Origin of the sequence: Paraburkholderia sp. IMGN_8 (genome assembly GCF_038050405.1) — a bacterium.
Lineage (GTDB): Bacteria > Pseudomonadota > Gammaproteobacteria > Burkholderiales > Burkholderiaceae > Paraburkholderia.
Window position 1 is genome coordinate 3,714,927 of the sequence record NZ_CP150900.1, and the last position, 18,771, is coordinate 3,733,697.

Consider the following 18,771-nt stretch of genomic DNA (forward strand, 5'->3'; position numbering starts at 1 on the left):
TACTCTCCTTCAGTTAAAGACGAGGCGCCCGGCGAGATCGCGCGCTTTACGTTGTGAGATCGGTGAGACAGCGACGGCGACCACCATCATTGACAGCCACATGAGGAGGAGGAAAACGAAAATCTGGGGTCTGGATGTCTGGAGCATGGTCATGTAATGAAATACGAAGCCCACTAATCCCGTCGCCGCGACGCGCGCGGCCATCCCCCTATACCACCTTATGTTGATGCCAGGCAGGAATCGGCGATGCACGATACTGACCCAGACGAGCGCCTGGAACAGACTTAACGCGAGCCACGCATATGCAACACCGCGGGCCCCATCGTTGAGTGCCCCGAAGAGAACGGCCGGTACCAGGATGACCAGGAATGCGACGTTACCCTTGGTTTGCAGGGACAGATTTCCTTGCGCGTATTGCACGAGGAATGCCAATCCCGCAATAGCGGAACATGCGTTACCGACCGCATAGCACTGCAGGATGCGCCAGGCCTCCGGCGTCGAGGGCGCAGTCGCTGACCACAGCCTGAGAACGAGGTCGGGCGCTATCGCAAAGATCATTGCAACAGGAATGACCACGATCATCGTGATCTCGCTCGCGAGGAAATAGCTCGGTATGATGCGCCGGCTGTCGCCCACGCTGTCGGCGGCAAAGCGCGGAATGAACGCCTGCTGAATGGGATTAGCCAGCAGCAAGATACCGCTGGCCAGGATCGTCGCCATGCTGAATACGCCGAATGCTTGCAAAGGCAGAACCTTCGACAATATGATCTTGTCGATCTGCGTCGTGGTCGCCCACACGAGCGCGGAGAACGCAATGGACAGCGACAATCTCGCGCGCGCCGTCAACGTAGCGCGCGAGAAGGTTCGCGTAAGCAGCGGCGCTTCAATCACGCGGCCAAGCAGGAATCTCATGGTCAAACTTTCGCCGACAATTGCGCCCAGTTGCCACAGGAAAAACACTTCGATTCGCGGGCAATTCGCAATGACCGGGACAACGAGCACAGTTCGGATGATGGCGAAGCCCACGATCACAACATTTAGCGTGGCTTGCCTGTCGATGCCCACCATGCCCCCTCGATAGAGCGACGAAAGCCAACGCGATGAAACTGTTGCAACCATCAGGACAAACGCGATTTCGATTTCGTGCGTAGGCAGTCCCGCGGCGTGCAACCAGTCTTTTGAAAAGAAAGGCGCCACAAACACCGACATCACGATGAGCAGCGTACACATGGCCGCCACGAATTTTTCGAGTGACTGGAGAAGGACGCTCGCCTCTTTTCTCGATGCTTCATCCTGCGCGCGCGCAAGTTCGCGACACAATGTGGGCGAAAGCCCAAGATCCAATACCTGCACCCATGCGAGCAACACCGCATTGAGCGCGATCAGACCATACGCTTCGACGCCAAGATATTGAACGTACGCCGGCACCATGACCATGCCGAGCACCACGGTAACAATCTGTCCAGCATAATTGGCGAGCAGGCTGCGTTTAAGCATCGTCGTAAGAGGCTAATGAAACATTCCTGGCGCACCGGGGAGCACGATCGGGTTGGTATGTGCCGCTCACCGCTGCGAAGCACAATCCTCAGCGCTCACCGTTACTGCCCGCTAGCGTTCGTCGATCACGCAGCTTAAGCAGTGCGCCGAACGTCCGGCACATCAGCTGCCAGCGCGGTAGCGTCTTCGTTGACGCGCGAAAAAACCGCGTGCTGTAACGCACATGGCAACTTACTGTAGCCGCCACAAATCATGAGAAATGTGCGAATGCGAACACAGTCCCTTCCCGGCTGTCCCGCGTCAGAATCATTGACAAAGCGCTTCGCATGCCGAATTACGATGGACGGCTTGCCGACGAGCTATGCGTCCCGGACGATGCAGCCGGGACACGGAAACGACCTCGAGCCGTCCTGCCGGAACGCCGCATCCGCGGTGGTTTCGATGGATCTGCCGTCCCGCCGCCCGGCCTTATACTGAGGGGTATTCGCCGAAAAGAGGCGTAGATCGGCAGTTCTTTGGAAAATGGCCGGACCGCGCGCTATGGCAGACTCTCACTGTCAATCTATATCCCGCACGCTACAGCGCGACTTTTCGTGGACGCCATGCACCTTTTGATCATCTTTGCCGTACTCGAAATTGTCGCGGTAATCTTTGTCGCGTCCTTGTGCGTGACGGCGCGGCGCGCCGACGAACGAACCGAACGCGCTCTATCGCGGGACGAAGTCAAGGCCAGACGGCAAGTGACCGAGGCAACCCGGCATGCACAGTTCGCCCCGTTTCGCAAACGTATGACGTGGCGCTGGCTGGCGACCGTGCTGCGAACGGGCGATCGCGACAAAAGCGGCAGCTGAGATCGGTCCCGAATTTTTCACCTGTTGTTGGCTGAGTCATAGCCGCACGTTAGTTCATTGCATCTGCCACCCGCGCGCGGTGAATCGCAACTGCCGGAATTGCTGGAAAGCCGAAATATTTTTCCAACCGCATTCTTGCAACGAAGAAATACAACAAAAGCGGTAGCGAGAGCCCGCACACGACACCGACGCACAGTTGCAGATATAGATTGTCTGCGTGGAAATGCATCAAAACTATGCGCGAACCGGACCCGAAGAGAATATGGGCGAGATAGATCGGCATTGAAGCGATCCCGAGTGTCCTCAGCACCCGAAATGCGCCGAGACGGGTTGTCAGCAGTGCGACCTCGCACACCAGCAGGATTCCAAGTACCGCGGAAGGCAAGGCCCAGACACTGTCGTAACCGCCGAACTGTTGCGCCACATAGATTGCGCCGCACAGCGACATGAACGTGACAACCACGCCACGCATCGTCGCAAAACGCAACACCATCGTGTGCAGGTGGCCGGCCAGAAAAATTCCGCTCGCAAAGAATAGAAAGAACTTCAGCGCAGTCGTAAAGATGCCCGCGTCGAAAACGCTCCCAACGAAATAGCTCACAACCGTTGCCAAGACGAGCTTCTTGCGCTGCGTCGTGGCGACGCAAACCAGAACCTGGCAAAGGAACAATGCGTAGAGAAACCAGAACTGTCCAAAGGGATTCCAGAATATGTTCTCAAGATCCGCAAGAGCGAAGCGTTGATTCGTATCGTCCGACAACACCCACTGCGCCAGCCCCTGCAAAACCGACCACAAAAGATAGGGATACACAACGGTCTGCAATTTTGAGGCCAGAAAGGCCGGACGTCCCCATCGCAACCCGCGTTCCACATGCAGTCCAGACAGAAAGAAGAACAGCGGCATATGGAACGTATATATCGCATAGTCTGTCGGAATGAGCCAATGATGCGCTGGCACAAGGTCGGCGTTCATCACTCCCCGGAGGACGTGCCCGTATACGACCAGCACGATGCCGATGCCGCGGGCATAGTCCTCAAATTCGTTTCTCACACAATCCTCCCTGCTGAACTCGTGACACCAACGCGGCGAACCGCAGTAAGCATTGCGCGCGTTGCGACGTCGCTCGTCGCGGGGTGTCTCCGTCAAGCCGCGATATGGTTGTGATTGGAGTATGCGGACAGATGTCCATAGCTGCGCTTCTCGCTGCGCCGCAGCGGCACCGCGTTAAATACGGCGCCACCCACACATGCCCCTGCGCGCTGCAGTTTTGTGACCGTCTCTTCGATTTCCTCTTCTGTGTGCATTCCTGAGCGTAGGACAAGGATCGTGTTCCCTCCTCGGTTCGCAATAATGGCCGCATCGCTCACGGCGAGAAGTGGCGGCGTGTCCACGATTACCCGATCGAACTGCCTGTTTAGTTCCTCGAGGAGCAACGCAAAGCGCGGCGTCATTAACAGCTCAGAGGGATTGACGGGATAGGCGCCGCAGGACAAAAACGACAATCCTGGGATACCGACCTCGCGGATCGCCCGATCGATATGGAGCTTGCCCATCAGTACCTCAGACAGTCCGCCGGCGTTCTGCTGATTGAACAGCGTCGCAAGCCGGCCACACCGCATGTCGCAGTCGATCAGCAACACGCGTTTGGTGGTCTCCGCCTCCAGCGCTGCGAGGTTGCTGGCGACGAAGGTCTTCCCAGTGCCGGGCGTAGGCCCCGTCACCACAACAATGTTGTCTGGTGCGGCGGTCTCACCGAAGTGCAGCGAAGCGCGAACGCCGCGCAGCGCTTCGACCGACGCGTTATGAGGAAAGCTGCGCGCGAGCAGGTAATTAGGCGCCACGGCGGGCGCTGCAGCGGTTCCCTGTGCGCCCCTGCCATCCGACGTACCGGCTGTCGGAAGCAGGGGTAACGCAACGCGTGGCCCGTATTGCGGAGCACTTGTCGGCAATGAATTCGGCGTGGCACGCTTGAGCTGTTCCTGCTGTGGGCTATAAAGCACGGAGCCGAGCACGGGCACGCTCATCGTCCATTCAACAAAGCGCGAATCGGTGACACCCGTGAGCAATTGGCTCCGCGCGAAGACAATCAATGCGCCCAGCATCAGCCCGATGCTTGCACTCGCACCCATCACCAATGGGACGTTCGGCGAAACCGGATCAGCCGGACGGGCCGCAGCGTCGACTATATGTACGTCTCCCGTGGTACCCGCGCGGCGCACGGTCAGTTCTTCTGCCTTGTTGACCATCGCGACGTAGATTGCTTCGGCCACTTTCGCGTTACGCGTCAGGTCGACATCCCTTCTTTGCGACGCAGGCATTTTGTTAAAGCGCGCGTCGAACGTCTGCCTCGCGGCATTCAGTTGCGCGAGCTGCTCGTCTATATTCTGCACCGGCCGGCTGTTGGGCGTGAAGCGAAGGATCAGCTGCGTACGCTGGAGTTGCAACGCGGCAATCTGTCTTTCAAGGTCGAGACCTCCCTGCAGATAGGACTGCGCCTCCGCTGTCGGTTGCAGGGAATTGGACGATGCCTGATTGTCAGTGAGCGCCGCCTCCGCTCGCCTCAGCTCTTCGCGCAGTCGTGGCAACTCCTGGTTGATGAAATCGAGCGTCTTGGTGTCGCTCAACTGACGGCTGGCCACAGTCGCCTGTACGTAGCTCTGCGCGACCGCATTCGCGACTGCTGCCGCAACAGAAGGATTGCTGCTATCGAACGATATCTGAACAATACCGGTATCTTTGCCTTTTTCGGTAACCTTGAGTTCGTGCGAGAAGCGCTTGAGGGCATTCACGTCATTAAACCCCACGAGCTGGAATTCAGTACCCGGCCATGCGATCAGGTTGCTGACCAGCATGGAGACGCCGCTACCCGAAACCAGCTCGCCAACCTTGCCTGTGAGCAGCGTGGCACCATTGGAATCGAGTAGTTCGTAGCGGCCGTTATCGAGCGCGCGCAGCTTGAGTTTATTGTTCTCCAGTTCAGGCGGTACGCGAAGCGAATCGATACGTATCTTTTCACCACCCCATCCGTACTTTGCAAGTCCGAACCAGGGTCGCGACGGCTCGCCTGGCGTGGCGAACTTGCTGACAATCGAACCGAGGAAGGGGAACTTATGCGCTTGCACCTGCAGGTTGTAGCCGAACTTTTGCATGACCGGCTCGAGCACCGCTCGGCTTTGCATCATGGCAATTTCCGCGTCAGTTGACGGGGCTTGCTTCTGGACGACAATCGGTCCGTTTGGCCCAACCCCTAACTCGTTGGGGTCGGAGGCCTCGATCCGTACCAGAGCGCCCGCGGTGTACATCGGCGTTGCGAGCAAGACGTAGATCGTGGCGACAAGGATGACGGCGGCAGCAACGCCAATAACCGCCCATAGGTGATCGGAAAGCAGGCGTATCACGTCGCGTGCGCTAAGCCCACCGTCACGAGGGCCGCCAAGAGATCTTGCATCGAGATTCGGCGTATTCACGTCAATCGTTCCTATAAAGATGGACCTGTGGAAACGGCTGGATGACGATCACATGCTTTACTGCGCGATTGAACGGAGCACGCAAGCGTGTTTTAAGCAGCGCTGCTTCGGATAGGAGCGCGCCTGTATTGCTCAATCGCTGCCGCCTGTACGCAGCGGATCCGGGTTGCTGACCAGCCACATTTCACGCGTCAACGTCCGCTGTAGGCCGAGTGGAGTTCGCGCTCTCTGTCTCTGCTGTGCATGAGCAGCGCCGACGCAACCGGTATGCCGCCTTCTTTCTCTTCTGCACTGGCGAGCAGCAGCCGGCGGAATTCCCGTTTGACGATCCCATAGCACTCGCAGGCATGCCCTTCCAGACCTTCGCGGTCGAGCACGGTAATGTGACCTCGACGCATGCTGACCAGTCCGGCTTCCTGGAGCTTGCCGACCGCTTCCGTCACGCCCTCTCGACGGACGCCGAGCATGGTCGCGATCAGTTGCTGAGTGACGATGAGTTCGTCCGACTTCAGTCGATCATGGGTGAGCAGGAGCCAGGTGCAGACCTGCTTGACGATGTGATGGTGCCTGTTGCACAGCGCACTCTGAGCGATCTGGGTGAGCAACGCCTGGATGTAAAGCAGCATCAGCTTATGGACGGGGCCATGCCGCTCGAACTCGCGCTTGAAGACCTGAGCGCTCATGGAGTACGCATAGCCACCGCTGCGCACTTCGATGCGGTTGGGCATGGTCACTCCGCCCATCAACACCGGAACGCCAATCACACCTTCGTTACCGATAGCAGCCACCTCCGCAGTTGCGCCGTCCGCCATCAAAAAGACCATCGACACGATAGCGGTAGTCGGGAAATACACTTGTTTGACGGTTTCGCCTGAGTCCGAGAGCAATTGGCCAGCACGTAGTCGCTGAAGCTTGAGGTGAGGAGCCATCAATGCCATCTCGGTCTCTGGCACGACAGCTAGCAGATGGTTCGCGAGTTGTTCATTCGTAAAGTCGAGCATGGTCGTTTCCGGCTAGTCTTCGCATGCCAGAAGGCATGCAAAGTGTGAGGGCAACGGTTTACCGCCCAAAAATTACTGCACTGCGATAGTCCTACTGCAGCATCAGGTCGAAATGCCCGAAAGCATTGCCTCATTGGCGAGCCATGATTAGCCAAAGGCGTGCCATACGTTTTAAATGCTTGTTTTTAATGCAATTAATTATGAGAGGCCGAGTTGGGGCCCGATTCCGTCCGCGAACCGTCTCACATCTGAACGACTTTACGAGTCAACAAACTTTCTGTGACGTGGTGCGCTAATTGCTGCGTCGCATTGCAGATCTGGGTGAACGTACGCCCTGCGGGCCGCTCCAGAAGTTAGGGCCTCTAAATGCGCCGCGCGCGCAGCGAGGTCGCAGAAACGAACACCCAGCCTTCGACCGAAAAGTGTCTCACTTCTGAACCATCCTTTTGACCCCAGAACCTCAGGAGCTTAAGGAATTAATTCGTCGTCCTTTCATTGCGCTGTCTAATCATACGAATGGCCACTCGAAACCACACAACGATTGGCATAGCTAACCATTTGTTCCACATTACCCACCTACGTCGCAAAACGTTAAGTTCGAATCCGAACCGAGCGGCTCTCTTCACCAACATATGATGTTCTCGTTTATCGTTTGTTGTCTGAATCTGGGGAGAAGCACTACGCAGCGCCGAACAGCTGAGCGAGTGCGGCAAACCGTCTCGCATTCTCCCTGAACCGTCCGCGCACAACACAGCGCCTGCGCTTACTGCGGCGGCGCTGGAGGCGGTCGAGGGGAAGGCGAAGCGTATCGTCGTCAAGCCAGGCGAGAGCCCCTCCCTGCAAAGGCATCATCACCGGGCAGAGCATTGGGTCGTCGTAAGAGGGACAGCGCAGGTGACGTGCGGCGGGAAGACCTTCCTGCTAAGTGAAAATCAGTCGACTTATATTCCGCCCGGCACGGTGCATCGCCTGAGCACCCTGGGGAAGACACCGCTTGAGATCATCGAGGTGCAGTCCGGTGCGTATCTGGGCGAAGATGATATTGTCCGGTTCGAGGACAACTATGGGCGCATGCCTTCCTGACGCGCTCAATCTTTGCGCCGGGCGTTGCCCACTTTGGCGTAGCGTTCCTTCCACTCTTCCTGTTCCTCGTCGCATGCGGCAGGGACAGCCGGGGTCCGCGTGGAAGCGGCAGTGCTGTCCTGGTGCGCACGGCCGCCGTAGTTCGCCATCAGCCGGTACAGCGTCGCACGCGAGATGTCGAGCTCGCGGGCTGCGGGACGTGACCGGCCGCGATGACGTCGGAGGGCCGCTTCAATCACCCTTTTTTCCGCGGCTTCGCGCACGTGGGTCAGCGTGTTGTTGCCTTCGCTCAGCATATAGTCCAGTTCCAGATCGGCCGGGCCAAGCACGCGCCCATCCGACATCACGATCGCGCGACGGACGCGGTTCACGAGCTCGCGAACATTGCCGGGCCAGCTATACGCGTACATCGCCTTGATCGCTTCGTCGGAGAATCCGCGGATCTGATGAGAGGCGTCAGAGCGATATTTTTCCAGCATGTGATACGCAAGTACCTCGATGTCCTCACCACGCTTCCTGAGCGGCGGCTCAGCAATGCGTAGCACACACAGCCGGTGATAGAGATCTTCGCGAAACGTTTGCTCTGCGACGGCTTTTTCAAGCGTGACGTTAGTTGCGGCAATGATCCGCACGTCCACATCGATCGACTCCGTGCCTCCGAGCCGCTGGATCTTCCTGTCCTGCAGAAAACGCAGCACGATAGATTGACTTTCCAATGGAAGATCACCGATCTCGTCGAGGAACAGCGTGCCGCCGTGCGCGGCCTCGATGCGGCCAATTTTGCGTTGGAACGCACCCGTGAAGGCTCCACGTTCATACCCGAATAACTCGGATTGCACGAGATGATAAGGAAGCGCTCCACAATTGATCACCACCAAGGGGCCATTGCGCCGTACCGAACGCTTGTGAATAGCCATGGCCGTCAATTCCTTACCCGTACCCGACTCGCCGGAAATCAGCACGGGCGCCTCGCTGTTCGCAACCTTGGTTATGGCGCGAAACAGATCTTTCATTGCAGGACAGGTACCGACTATTTCATCGCGCACCGTGAGCGCATCCGTTTCCGCGTTGAGTACCACCATGCCGTGCTCATGACCGATAGCATCGGCAATGCTGTCTAGTTCATAAGGAACGGTGACAAACCGTGAGAAATACCGGCGGATCACACCGCGCTGAAGTTCGTTCGTTAGCTGAGGCGCGGCCAGGATGCCGACCCAGCCTATCCCCGCCGTGGCGAAGCAAGATTTGAAACCGGCAAGTTCGTGTGACGAGAAACCGCTCGCGAAGTCAAACACGCCTACGGTCGGATGACGCGCGGCGAGATGAGCTCTGGCCTCCCGGCCCGACCTCAGCGCCGCGACGTCCCAGCCGCGTTGTCCGAGCGTGTCGCATAGCCCCCGCTCGGGTGAACGGGAAACATAAACTAACGACCGATAAAACTGTTTATTCAAATCGCAACCTTTTCCTGTTGATGATCATTTACCCAGGATTGCCAGGATCTATCACCGCGTTTCGTCTGCGGATTGTTGAAATTGTCGTATGCGGATCGGTAAATAAAATCGAATCCCACGCAACAGCAATTTATGTTGACTGGTCGGCTAAGTTGAACGTCACCAAATCAGGTGCTGACTATCAGACAAACCACCCGTTGGCGAGGCGGCAAGACCCACCTGGACGCATCTTCCACTCTTTACTGCGAGGTAGCGTCCGTTTGCAAACTACAGTTGAGCGGTCTGGCGTACAGACCGTTGTCGGCGATCAGGAAAAAACGCTTATACCACGACTTCTTTGATGGTTTCAAACAACTGCACATGTTGACCGCATCCCCCCGACTCCAAAAAGGAACAAGTCAAATCAGACGAATAGCGCGGATTTCTGACCCTTCTTAGGGTTGTCCATTATCGGTGTCAGCATCCGCCAAACTATCGCCCTTATTTGCGCCGCGCGTCCTGGTTCGCTCGCGCTGGTCACAGCATTCCTACGACAATAAACAGAAAAACATCGAGATCGCGGGGCAGCGTATCGGTGCCGCGTCGGTCCCCAGCCGCACGGTTTAAATCACACAATCATGTTACACGGACAAAAATGGAACAACATGTGACAACAATGGCTCGAACCGGCTACGGCATGCACGTCAGGGGGTTGCGGCACAGCCTTCCTCGCGCCATGTCGGTCAGGCGGGTCGCCAGCCAAGCGGATAAGCCGGCAAGGCATCTTAAGCCGGGGCCTGCGCGTCCCCCGGAAGCGCTCAAGCCGCCCGCAAAAACTTGAGCGAAGACCGGGTGTAGCGTGACCATTGGGTGCATCAGTAAGGCGTGCGTAGCACCTCGTTTCTCGCTGAGCGCCAATTTGCGCCAGATCGCGCCAATACGTTTGTAGGCAAGTCAATCGACCTGTCCAACATAAGGAGTTACTGTGCGGCTGCTATCTTATATAACCAATTTCGGCGATCCTTACTTGACTTCGCTACTCGCAGGAGTCGTCATGCTGTGGCTTGCAGCGACGCGGGCGTGGCGACCACTGGTTGTTTGGACGAGCTGTTTTAGCGTGGGGGTATTGGCCGTCGCAGCAAGCAGGATTGCCCACGCAGGATGGGGGGTCGAAATACCTGCGCTGAACTTTACGGTCATCAGTGGTCATTCCATGCTAGCCAGTGCGGTCTATCCGACGACTTTCGGCATCTGCGCGACTCAGGCAAAACCACGCACTGCTGTGCTGGCCTACCTGTTCGGCCTCGCTTGCGCATTGGCGATTGGCGTGTCGCGGGTCCTCATGGGCTTTCATTCAACCGCTGAGGTCGTGACCGGGTGGCTGCTCGGCACGCTTATCGCCGGCATGACATGCAGCCTGATCGGTCAGTCACGCGTGCGCACCTTTTCAGTTGGGAGGTTTTCGACGCACGACTCCACGCCGTTCGCAGCGACTGCTCTGGCGCTCATCGTGGTTTGTCACGGCAAGGTCATACCCGTTTCCGGCTGGATCGACAGCACTGCGTCCGAAGTGACGCAATGGAGCAAAGGGCAAGTGGTTGAAACTCGCTAGACTGAACCGTGCCGCGTCACGCCGATTTTTTGGCCCGCGGCAAACTTGCCGGCATGTCCGATTCGCGACTCGCGCCCCTATCTTTTCCCGCGCCGCTGCCGGCAGTAGCTGAGAGCGATGCAACCACGGCGCCGACCGGTTTCGGCACAGGGGAGATTTTTTCGTCTACGACGGCGGTAAGGAATACCGTGTGCAAAAATTCCTCGCATACGGCCATCACATGTTCCCGTGCAATCCGATGCAGCACCTCATGGTCCATGTCGCGGACAATGAGCGTACGCACACGTGAGAGCTTTTTCAAGCGGCGACCGTGCACACCGAAGTGCATATAAAGTTCGTCGAGGCTATGGTCTCGCGGGCTAAAGAGCAGACGAACGTGAACACCGTCCGCATCCAGTCGTTGAAACAGCTTGCGGACCTGCTGGCTTTCCGTCGCCGAGCACAGTGCTTCGCCGCTCCAAGCCGCCACCGTGCCCTGTATCTGCGCAACTGCGTGCCGCCACATCGTGCGCGTGGCGAGTCCAAGCCGCGCGTGGCCGCGGATAACCTCGACCCATTTTCCGGCGCGCACCATGGAGCGCAGGTGCGCTCGCGGCGACCCCAGCTTACGCTCAGCCGCGCCTTGCATCGTACATCCGTCCGGCAGGACGAAGCCGACCGGATTGACCATAACGAGTCCACGCACCGCGCGGTTCAGCCTCGTCGCCTGCAGCGCCGCGTATGCCCCCGCGCAGATACCAAAAACGACGACGTGGCGGTAACCGCGTCCCACGAGCCAATCCACCGCGCGGGACAGGTCCTCCCCCGTCGCATCGAGGACCGTTTGGCCAGGAACGCCGCTGCGTGCCGCGCAACAACTGTCGCCAAGCCCTCGGGCGTCGATTCGCAACGACGCAAAGCCGCGCTTCACAAGCTCCCGTCCAAGCTCCACACCAAAACGTCCGTCGCCGACGTGATGGGTGGCGGCCGTATTGGCAATCAGAAGCACAGGCGTGTGCTCAGGCGCTGCGTGCCGCATTGCAGGTTCGCACAGCATGCAAAAGACGCTCCCGTCCCCCACGTGTAGCGGGTATTCGATTGCGGACGTGGTGACGAGGGCTGGGCTCGCATCGACTGTCACCGCCGGCGCACGGACACACGGCTCCACACCCTCCGACAGCCAGTCCGCCACCCTGTTCAACAGCAATTCCGGGAGCTCGGTCAGCCATGCGGGCTGGAGCACCCGCGTGTAGCTTTCGAAGGCCACCGACTCCACGCAGGCGCCTTTGGCTTCAAAGTGGGCACTGAGCTCGTGACTGCCATCGCGCTGGCCGCTATGAGCGACGAGGACCCGCTGCGCGGGTACCTGTGGCTCCTTGCACAGGTCGAGATCGCCGATTGTTTCAAGCGCCGCCGCACTGACTCGGTGGCCCAGGATGTCCCGCGCGCCGGGCGGCGTGTGCTCGTGGTTTTCGCCAACACCGGCAGTCTGTCGCCAGGTCTGATTCAGGATGTTCATTTCGCGCAAAAAAAGACGCATCGACCGAACCGGTGCGAGCATGGCAATTGATTCGATTTCGCTCTTGCGCGCCGCCAATGCAGCGACCGTTGCGCCGAAGCGAAACCCCGCGAGGGAAACCCGCTCTATGCCGGTGATGCTCCTTAAGTAGTCGATCGCCTCGATAACTTCGTCGGCCCAATCGCTGGGACACAACAGACTTTCGCAATCGGCGGAATCTCCTGTACCCCGATAATCGAAACGCAAAACCGGAACGCCGCGTGCGGCAAGACGCTGCGCGAGTTCGCGCATTGCGTGGTGCAGCCACATTGCCTCATGCCCGAAGGGGTTGCAAAGCACAACGCCCCTTTTACCATCGGCCGGATGCAGCCAGCCAAAATGCCCATTGAAAATGACAGGTTTCATTGTTCTAAGTCCTGATGGCGGTTAGCGTCTCGCGTCAGAGTTGGGTTGCTGGTGGCATGGACAGTGCGTTCCCACAGTGCAACCGCGCCCAGTAAGCGCTCTTTCCCGCCAACGTTAAGTGCGCTCCCACACATACGATCCGGCGCGCGAGCGGGGCCCGATCATGGCACTGCCCTGTGGCGAACTCAGGGCATTGTGCAGACGGATTGGTCCGGGCACAGGCAATTTTCCTGCGCGAGCAGCAGCACGACGCGCTGTTGAGCGTGGCGCGCGGCTGCGGCCATATCGCGCGATGGAGCTGCGTGTGGCACAAGGCAGGCGACGCGCTGTTGATCGATTCGAGCAGCAAGGAAGCGCAGCGCCTCGTCACGCTTGAGATGCACGAGTCCGAACTCGCGAGCGCGTGGCCGCCGGCACCCGCGGACGCTCCGACACCCGACGAGCGCAACCTCGCCATCAACCATCATTGAACTTGCCGCGCCGGCACGCACAGCCCTCCGCCCGCGCGCACTAGCGGGCCGGCACCGGCAGACAGACCTGCTGCGCGATCGCCCGATAGCGATCCGCCGTATCCCGGAGCGTCAGGCCAGCCAGCGAGCGTTGCGCGCGCGCCTGCCCTAGCGCCATCAGCACGGCATCCGCGTAGCACTGCACATCGTCGGTATCGACGAGCTGCACGCCGGGAAATCCGTTCGCGAAGGCAAACGACGGAATCTTGCTCGCCACGATCGGGATACCGGAGGCCAACGCTTCGAGAAACGCCACACTGTGTGCCTCGGAGCGCGACGGCATGACGAACACATTCGACTCAGACAGCACGGTCGCCACATCGGTACGCGGCCCGGCCACCACCACGCGCTTCGCGAGTCCCAGCTCCTCGACCAGCTCGATTACCGCGCGCTGATAGTCGGGATCCTCGACCACGCCATACAGCACCAGGCGCGCGTTTTGCGCCTGCTTGAGCACCTCGCTGAACGCACGCACCGTCAGAAGCTGATTCTTCACCGACGCGTACCGGCCGATCTGCACGACCTGGGGCACCCGGCCGCTGCGCTCGATGCCCTCGGTGAACGTAAAACGCGCAAGGTCCACGCCGTTAGGCACCACGCTCATCGACGGATGCGGTCCGATTGCCTGAGCATAGTCCGTCACGCCTTGCTGCGACACACCGATCACGGCCCGGGCGCGTCCCGAGAGAATGTGTTCGACGCGCCGGAACAGCGGGCGCTCGAAGTCGTTGGTCGCCGAGTGCATCACATAGACGACTGGGACACGAAGCGGCAACGCGCGTGCGTAAAACGACGGAATCGTGGCGTGCGCGAAAATCACGTCCGGGCGGAAGCGGCGCACCGCGAAGAACAGATTCCACAGCTTGCGGGCAACGCGATGCCGCCGCTGCGGAAACCAGCACAGCACACCGTGATCCTGGAGTTCATCCTGCAACGGCATGAATTCGGCATGCGAGGGCAACAGCGATGCCACGCAAACCGCCATGCCATCGGCGCGTTGATCGATGGCGAGATCCTTCGCGAGAACTTCGGCGCCGGACAGGCGTGGTGCCAGAACCAGATGAAGGACACGCATCATGAAGTCCTTGCAGTCAGCGTTCGAAACAGCATCCATGCCGCGGCGCAGCCGAGGCCGAGCGTCATCGACCACGCGATGCCCGTGACACCCCACCAGTGCGTCGCAAGAGGCGCGCTGATCAGCAGCACGACGACCTGAATCGCCGAGGCATGCACCGTCGCCTTCGCGTCACCCACCGCACGCAGATACGCGACAAGCACCGCAATCAACGCGCCGATCGCCATGTTGATCACCAGAATTCTGAACAGCGGCACCGCGGGCAACCACGCCGCACCGAGAATCAGGGAGAACAGCGGTTGCGCAATCAGCCTCAGCACTTCGACGAATCCCGCCAGCCCCACCGCAATCACCAGCAGATAGATCTTGATCAGCCGTGACGCGGCGCGCGGGTTCCTGCGATGATGCGCCGCAAACGTGGGGAACAGGTATTGCGACATGGCGATCGCCGCATCGGCCAGCAGCATCTGCGCGAGTCTCGACGACATTTGATAGCTGCCCAGTTGCGCCGGGCCGAGCAGCTTGCCGACGACCACCTTGTCGAACTGATTCAGCAGCAGGTTGATGACGCTGCTTGCCCAGATCCACCGGCTAAAGCCCACGTATTGACCAATGCCCGACCACACCGCGCGCACCGGCGGGCGCGGCATCATCGTCAGCCAGGTCAGCGTGCTTTTCAGCGTTTCGCCGGCGACCAGACCGAGCAGCACCGAGGCCGCGCCGGCGCCGAAGTACGCGAGGCCAAGCCCAACCGAGCAATCGACAAATGCCGCCGCCACCTCGACGCCGGCGATATGCTGGAAACGCCGCTCGCGCTGCACGACAAAATAAGCAGGCGACGCGAGGCCCCGCAATAACGGAAGCGCCGCGGCAAGCTGCAGCAGCACGAGTGATCCGTCGAGGTGAAACTGACTGCCCAGCAACGGCGCCAGCGCGAGCAACAGCAGCGAGATCAGCACACCGCGCGCTGTCAGGGTCGTCCACACCGCACCGAGTTGCGAACGCGTCGGCGCATGTTCACCTTGAATGACCGCTTGCGCGAGGCCGGTGTCCGACAGCGCCTCGGCTATCGCTACCGCAAGCAATGCCACGCTCACGCTGCCGATCGCCGCGGGTCCGAGCATGCGGCCAATCGCAAGAAACTTGATCGCTACCAGTCCGCGCACGGCGAACTGTTGCAACAGCACCCAAGTCGCCGCACTCGCGCCGAAGCTGGCCGCTATCGAGAACGCCGGAAGCCTGATCGCCCGCAAGCTATTTCTCCGTCGAATCGGAACGCCGTTGACTCGGCTGCGCAACGATTCAACGGAACCGCTGCGTTATGCCGCCGGCGCATAATTAGTGAGGTGCACCAGCAAGCTGGCGACGTTTTCATCGAACTCTAGGCACGACCTTACCGCGAGAGAATCGGCGACAACCGCCATCAGCTAGGCCGCTTCAGCCGAAGCTATTGCGTTGTAGTACGTTTACCCACAGAACGGGGCAGATTGACGGGTTCACTCACGCCCGCGGTGCTAACGTTGTTCTGCTAGCGACGCGAAAAATTCGCCGCCCTGGTGCCTTTGCCAAAACGCACATGCCAACCGACGCGATGGAACAAGACTACGTCCTGATTGTGGAGCCCAATCTCACCGGCCATCGCTGGCGTTATGTCGAGTGGACCATGCAGGCCTGTGCGGAAGCCGGGTATCCGTGCATCCTCGCGACCGAATGCGCCAACGAAGATCATCGGCTTGCCAGACAGATCGTCGCCGCCAACCGGCCTGACGTGGAAATCGCGTTTGTCGATCCTGACGCGCGGCCCCGCGGCCTGCTGCGCGACCCCAACGAATACTGGCGATTTCACCGCTATTTCAAGCGCGTGCATAAGGTGGTCAGCCACGCGCAACCGATCAGGCTGGTGGTCGTTCCCTACGTCGATTATTTTCTCTATGCTCTGCCGTTTCTCGGCTCGCCATTCCGCAAGACGCCGTGGATCGGCATCACGATGCGCTCGACCTTTCATCATCGCAAGGTCGGCATCAAAGCGCCGGATCGTCCATTGGTCAATGCGATCAAGGCGCAACTCTTCAAACGCGCAATCCGAACGGAGGGCTTGCGCACGTTGCTCACCATCGATCCCACGCTGCCGGAATGGGCAGCGCACCGCGCATCGAAGGCAAGCGCGGCCGTCGCCTATGTCGCGGATCCCTTTCCGGACGAGCAGGCGGAAAACCCCGTTCTCGCCCGCGAACGGCTCGGACTGGACCCCATGCAGCGCTACCTGCTGGTGTACGGCGCCATTACCGAGCGCAAAGGCATTTACGAACTCGTCGAGGCGTTGATGCGTCTGGACAATGCACCCACGCTGATCGTCGCCGGCGAGCAGGACGCAGGCACGCGCCATTTCATGCGCAACCATGTCCGCAGCCTGGCACCCGCGCCGCTGATACTCGACTCGTTCATCGCCAACGACGTCGAGCGTGACCTGTTCTCCGCCTGCGACGCGGTCTGGCTGGGCTACAAGGGACACTACGGGATGAGCGGCGTGCTCGTGCAGGCGTACCGCTTCGGCAAGCCGGTGATTGCAACGGAAGACGGGCTGATCGGCTGGTTCAGCCGGCGCTGTGAACTGGGGCCGATATTGAGCGACCTGAGCTCGGCGTCGATAGGCAAGGCCATCAGCGAGATCGCGACCTCGTGGCCGCATGCGCCCGAGGCCGTCCCGTCCGCCAGGGAAGATCTGCTGTCCCGGCATACGCTCGGTCAGTTCAAGCAGACCTTGCTTCAGCAGATGGCCTGATCCGGCCGACCCATATCCGCACCCCACACGCCGGCGCGATCAGCCGGCCGGTTCGCCGCCCGCTCCCGGCTCGGCACCGCGCCGCGCGGCGAGCACCGCAGCAATGCGCGGATCGGCAGCAGGCTCGACTGTCGTCGAACTGGACGCCTCAGTGGCCGGCCGCACAGGCCGTTGACGCCGGGGTGGCTGGTCAGCGGCGACAGGCACCTGTTCGCGCACCGCGCTGCTGCGCTTTTCCGGAAAAAGCGCGTTGCGCATGAGCAGGAACGGAAACTCGATCGCGCGCGTCGTCACGTAACCGATCAGGATGGCAAACGCAAACTGCGCCGTAAGCGCGACAATCCACGTCAGGCTCGGCGCCAGGCCGAGCGCGGTTGCTTTGCGAATCAGCATATCGCCGGGCGCGAGCGCGAGTGAATGCCATAGATAAATGCCGTAAGAATAAAGGCCGATCCACGCAACCGCGCGATATACCATCGACGAGCGCAGCGATCCGGAATGCTCGAGCACCAGCACGAGCAAGGCGGCGAAACCGAGCGCCTGAATCGTATAGCCGATGCTTTCGTCCAGCGCCAGATTTTTCGTCGCGAACGCGAGCCACGCGCACAGCACCGCGACGATCGCGACCAGCATCCATTTGCGCTTTGCGAACTGCTGATAGACGTCCGGTCTCATCCAGTAGATCGCGGACAGAATCACGCCGACCAGCAGACTGTCGATCCGGTATTGCGTGTACGCGAAGGCGCCTTGCAGGTCGCCACCCGCCACGGCGAAGCAACGCGCGGTGAGCACCACCGCGCAGATAGCGGAAAGCACGCCGACGATGGTCCACACGCCCAGACGCCAGCGGGCAAACAGCAACAGCAACGCCGGCAGTACCAGGTAAAAGTGTTCCTCGACCGCGAGGCTCCAGGTTTGGGTAATCGACGTACCCAGATAGTTCTGAAGATGGGTCAGGTTCTGGAATAGAAACGTATTCCACGGGTGGCGGCCGGCCAGCAGATGGAAAACGATCAGTACGTAATACGCGGGCCAGATGCGAAAAATACGCCGGATGATAAAACGCTTTGCGTCGACGTGGCCTTTTTCAGCGTACTGCCTGAGCAGGAGGCCGCCCACCAGAAAACCGCTCAGCGTGAAGAACAGATTCACGCCTTCACGTCCAAAATTTTTCAGCGGGTACTCAATGATCTGGAGTAGAAAATTGTTGGTATGGACAGTATGAAAGTGAAACCCCATCACCGCGATAATCGCGATACCGCGGACAAAATCGAGCTCGACTGCCCTGCCGGCTCTTGCGGGTCCCGCCCCGCCGAATAATTTCATGTTCTTCCCCTGTCACCATCCGCGGGCCAATGTCCCTTTTTGCATCTTCGGTGGCGCAACGCGCGCGTGCGCGCCAACTTCAAGGCATTGCCCGACAACCTGAGGGCGACCCGGGGCGTCTCGCAACAGCCGGCCTTTCCTCAGTCGCCAGAACCCAGGCAATCGGCGACGAAACGGGTAGGCGTAATTGGCAAGCAGGGATATTCCCCCACAATGACTTGACGCGAGACCGTC

Annotated in this window: 13 protein-coding genes and 1 pseudogene; 5 read left to right on the forward strand and 9 right to left on the reverse strand. The window is 59.7% G+C overall.

The features are described 5' to 3' along the window. Window positions 1-9: 9 nt before the first annotated feature. Complete coding sequence (locus WN982_RS16955) at window positions 10-1,449, reverse strand: oligosaccharide flippase family protein (RefSeq protein WP_341313077.1); 1,440 nt, start codon at window positions 1,447-1,449, stop codon at window positions 10-12. A gap of 650 nt (window positions 1,450-2,099) precedes the next feature. Here WN982_RS16955 and WN982_RS16960 point away from each other — a divergent pair. Beyond that, entirely contained in the window at window positions 2,100-2,348 is a 249-nt protein-coding gene (locus WN982_RS16960) for a hypothetical protein (protein WP_341313078.1), read from the forward strand. A 49-nt stretch (window positions 2,349-2,397) separates the two neighbouring features. Here WN982_RS16960 and WN982_RS16965 read toward each other — a convergent pair whose 3' ends face one another. The 3 genes from WN982_RS16965 to WN982_RS16975 form a co-directional block, all read right to left on the reverse strand. Continuing rightward, window positions 2,398-3,399 (reverse strand): acyltransferase family protein, encoded by a 1,002-nt coding sequence (locus tag WN982_RS16965; RefSeq protein ID WP_341313079.1) that lies wholly within the window; start codon window positions 3,397-3,399, stop codon window positions 2,398-2,400. A gap of 92 nt (window positions 3,400-3,491) precedes the next feature. After that, window positions 3,492-5,816 (reverse strand): polysaccharide biosynthesis tyrosine autokinase, encoded by a 2,325-nt coding sequence (locus WN982_RS16970; protein WP_341313080.1) that lies wholly within the window; start codon window positions 5,814-5,816, stop codon window positions 3,492-3,494. A gap of 191 nt (window positions 5,817-6,007) precedes the next feature. Further along, window positions 6,008-6,817, reverse strand: a complete 810-nt coding sequence (locus WN982_RS16975; protein WP_341313081.1) for a Crp/Fnr family transcriptional regulator — start codon at window positions 6,815-6,817, stop codon at window positions 6,008-6,010. Between the two features lie 774 nt (window positions 6,818-7,591). Here WN982_RS16975 and WN982_RS16980 point away from each other — a divergent pair. Further along, window positions 7,592-7,900 (forward strand): annotated as a pseudogene (locus tag WN982_RS16980) (cupin domain-containing protein); the annotation flags it as partial. Between the two features lie 5 nt (window positions 7,901-7,905). Here WN982_RS16980 and WN982_RS16985 read toward each other — a convergent pair. Beyond that, window positions 7,906-9,351, reverse strand: a complete 1,446-nt coding sequence (locus tag WN982_RS16985; RefSeq protein WP_341313082.1) for a sigma-54 dependent transcriptional regulator — start codon at window positions 9,349-9,351, stop codon at window positions 7,906-7,908. 1,033 nt (window positions 9,352-10,384) lie between these two features. Here WN982_RS16985 and WN982_RS16990 point away from each other — a divergent pair. Then, window positions 10,385-10,942, forward strand: a complete 558-nt coding sequence (locus WN982_RS16990) for a phosphatase PAP2 family protein (RefSeq protein ID WP_341313083.1) — start codon at window positions 10,385-10,387, stop codon at window positions 10,940-10,942. Window positions 10,943-10,958: 16 nt separating this feature from the next. Here the strand turns inward: WN982_RS16990 and WN982_RS16995 are convergent, their stop codons facing one another. After that, window positions 10,959-12,731 (reverse strand): alpha/beta hydrolase, encoded by a 1,773-nt coding sequence (locus WN982_RS16995; protein ID WP_341313084.1) that lies wholly within the window; start codon window positions 12,729-12,731, stop codon window positions 10,959-10,961. Window positions 12,732-13,051: 320 nt separating this feature from the next. On the opposite strand from WN982_RS16995, the gene WN982_RS17000 reads away from it, so the two are divergent. Beyond that, window positions 13,052-13,315 (forward strand): hypothetical protein, encoded by a 264-nt coding sequence (locus WN982_RS17000; RefSeq protein WP_341313085.1) that lies wholly within the window; start codon window positions 13,052-13,054, stop codon window positions 13,313-13,315. Window positions 13,316-13,355: 40 nt separating this feature from the next. Here the strand turns inward: WN982_RS17000 and WN982_RS17005 are convergent, their stop codons facing one another. Together WN982_RS17005 and WN982_RS17010 are read right to left on the reverse strand one after the other, a co-directional pair. Then, window positions 13,356-14,429, reverse strand: a complete 1,074-nt coding sequence (locus WN982_RS17005; protein ID WP_341315825.1) for a glycosyltransferase — start codon at window positions 14,427-14,429, stop codon at window positions 13,356-13,358. Continuing rightward, complete coding sequence (locus WN982_RS17010; protein ID WP_341313086.1) at window positions 14,429-15,682, reverse strand: oligosaccharide flippase family protein; 1,254 nt, start codon at window positions 15,680-15,682, stop codon at window positions 14,429-14,431. Before WN982_RS17010 ends, WN982_RS17005 begins: the two co-directional genes overlap by 1 nt. 323 nt (window positions 15,683-16,005) lie before the next feature. Here WN982_RS17010 and WN982_RS17015 point away from each other — a divergent pair, with 323 nt between their 5' ends. Then, a complete protein-coding gene (locus tag WN982_RS17015) occupies window positions 16,006-17,211 on the forward strand; it encodes a glycosyltransferase (RefSeq protein WP_341313087.1) in 1,206 nt (401 codons plus the stop codon). Between the two features lie 39 nt (window positions 17,212-17,250). Here WN982_RS17015 and WN982_RS17020 read toward each other — a convergent pair whose 3' ends face one another. Continuing rightward, window positions 17,251-18,537, reverse strand: a complete 1,287-nt coding sequence (locus tag WN982_RS17020; protein WP_341313088.1) for an acyltransferase — start codon at window positions 18,535-18,537, stop codon at window positions 17,251-17,253. Window positions 18,538-18,771: the final 234 nt, after the last annotated feature.

What these genes read in the sequence shown, in the direction of transcription:
- WN982_RS17015 (WP_341313087.1), top strand. Translation starts at nt 16,006, where the DNA reads ATGCCAACCGACGCGATGGAACAAGACTACGTCCTGATTGTGGAGCCC.
- WN982_RS17005 (WP_341315825.1), bottom strand. Translation starts at nt 14,429, where the DNA reads ATGCGTGTCCTTCATCTGGTTCTGGCACCACGCCTGTCCGGCGCCGAA.
- WN982_RS16975 (WP_341313081.1), bottom strand. Translation starts at nt 6,817, where the DNA reads ATGCTCGACTTTACGAATGAACAACTCGCGAACCATCTGCTAGCTGTC.
- WN982_RS16995 (WP_341313084.1), bottom strand. Translation starts at nt 12,731, where the DNA reads ATGCGCGAACTCGCGCAGCGTCTTGCCGCACGCGGCGTTCCGGTTTTG.
- WN982_RS16960 (WP_341313078.1), top strand. Translation starts at nt 2,100, where the DNA reads ATGCACCTTTTGATCATCTTTGCCGTACTCGAAATTGTCGCGGTAATC.
- WN982_RS16990 (WP_341313083.1), top strand. Translation starts at nt 10,385, where the DNA reads ATGCTGTGGCTTGCAGCGACGCGGGCGTGGCGACCACTGGTTGTTTGG.
- WN982_RS17020 (WP_341313088.1), bottom strand. Translation starts at nt 18,537, where the DNA reads ATGAAATTATTCGGCGGGGCGGGACCCGCAAGAGCCGGCAGGGCAGTC.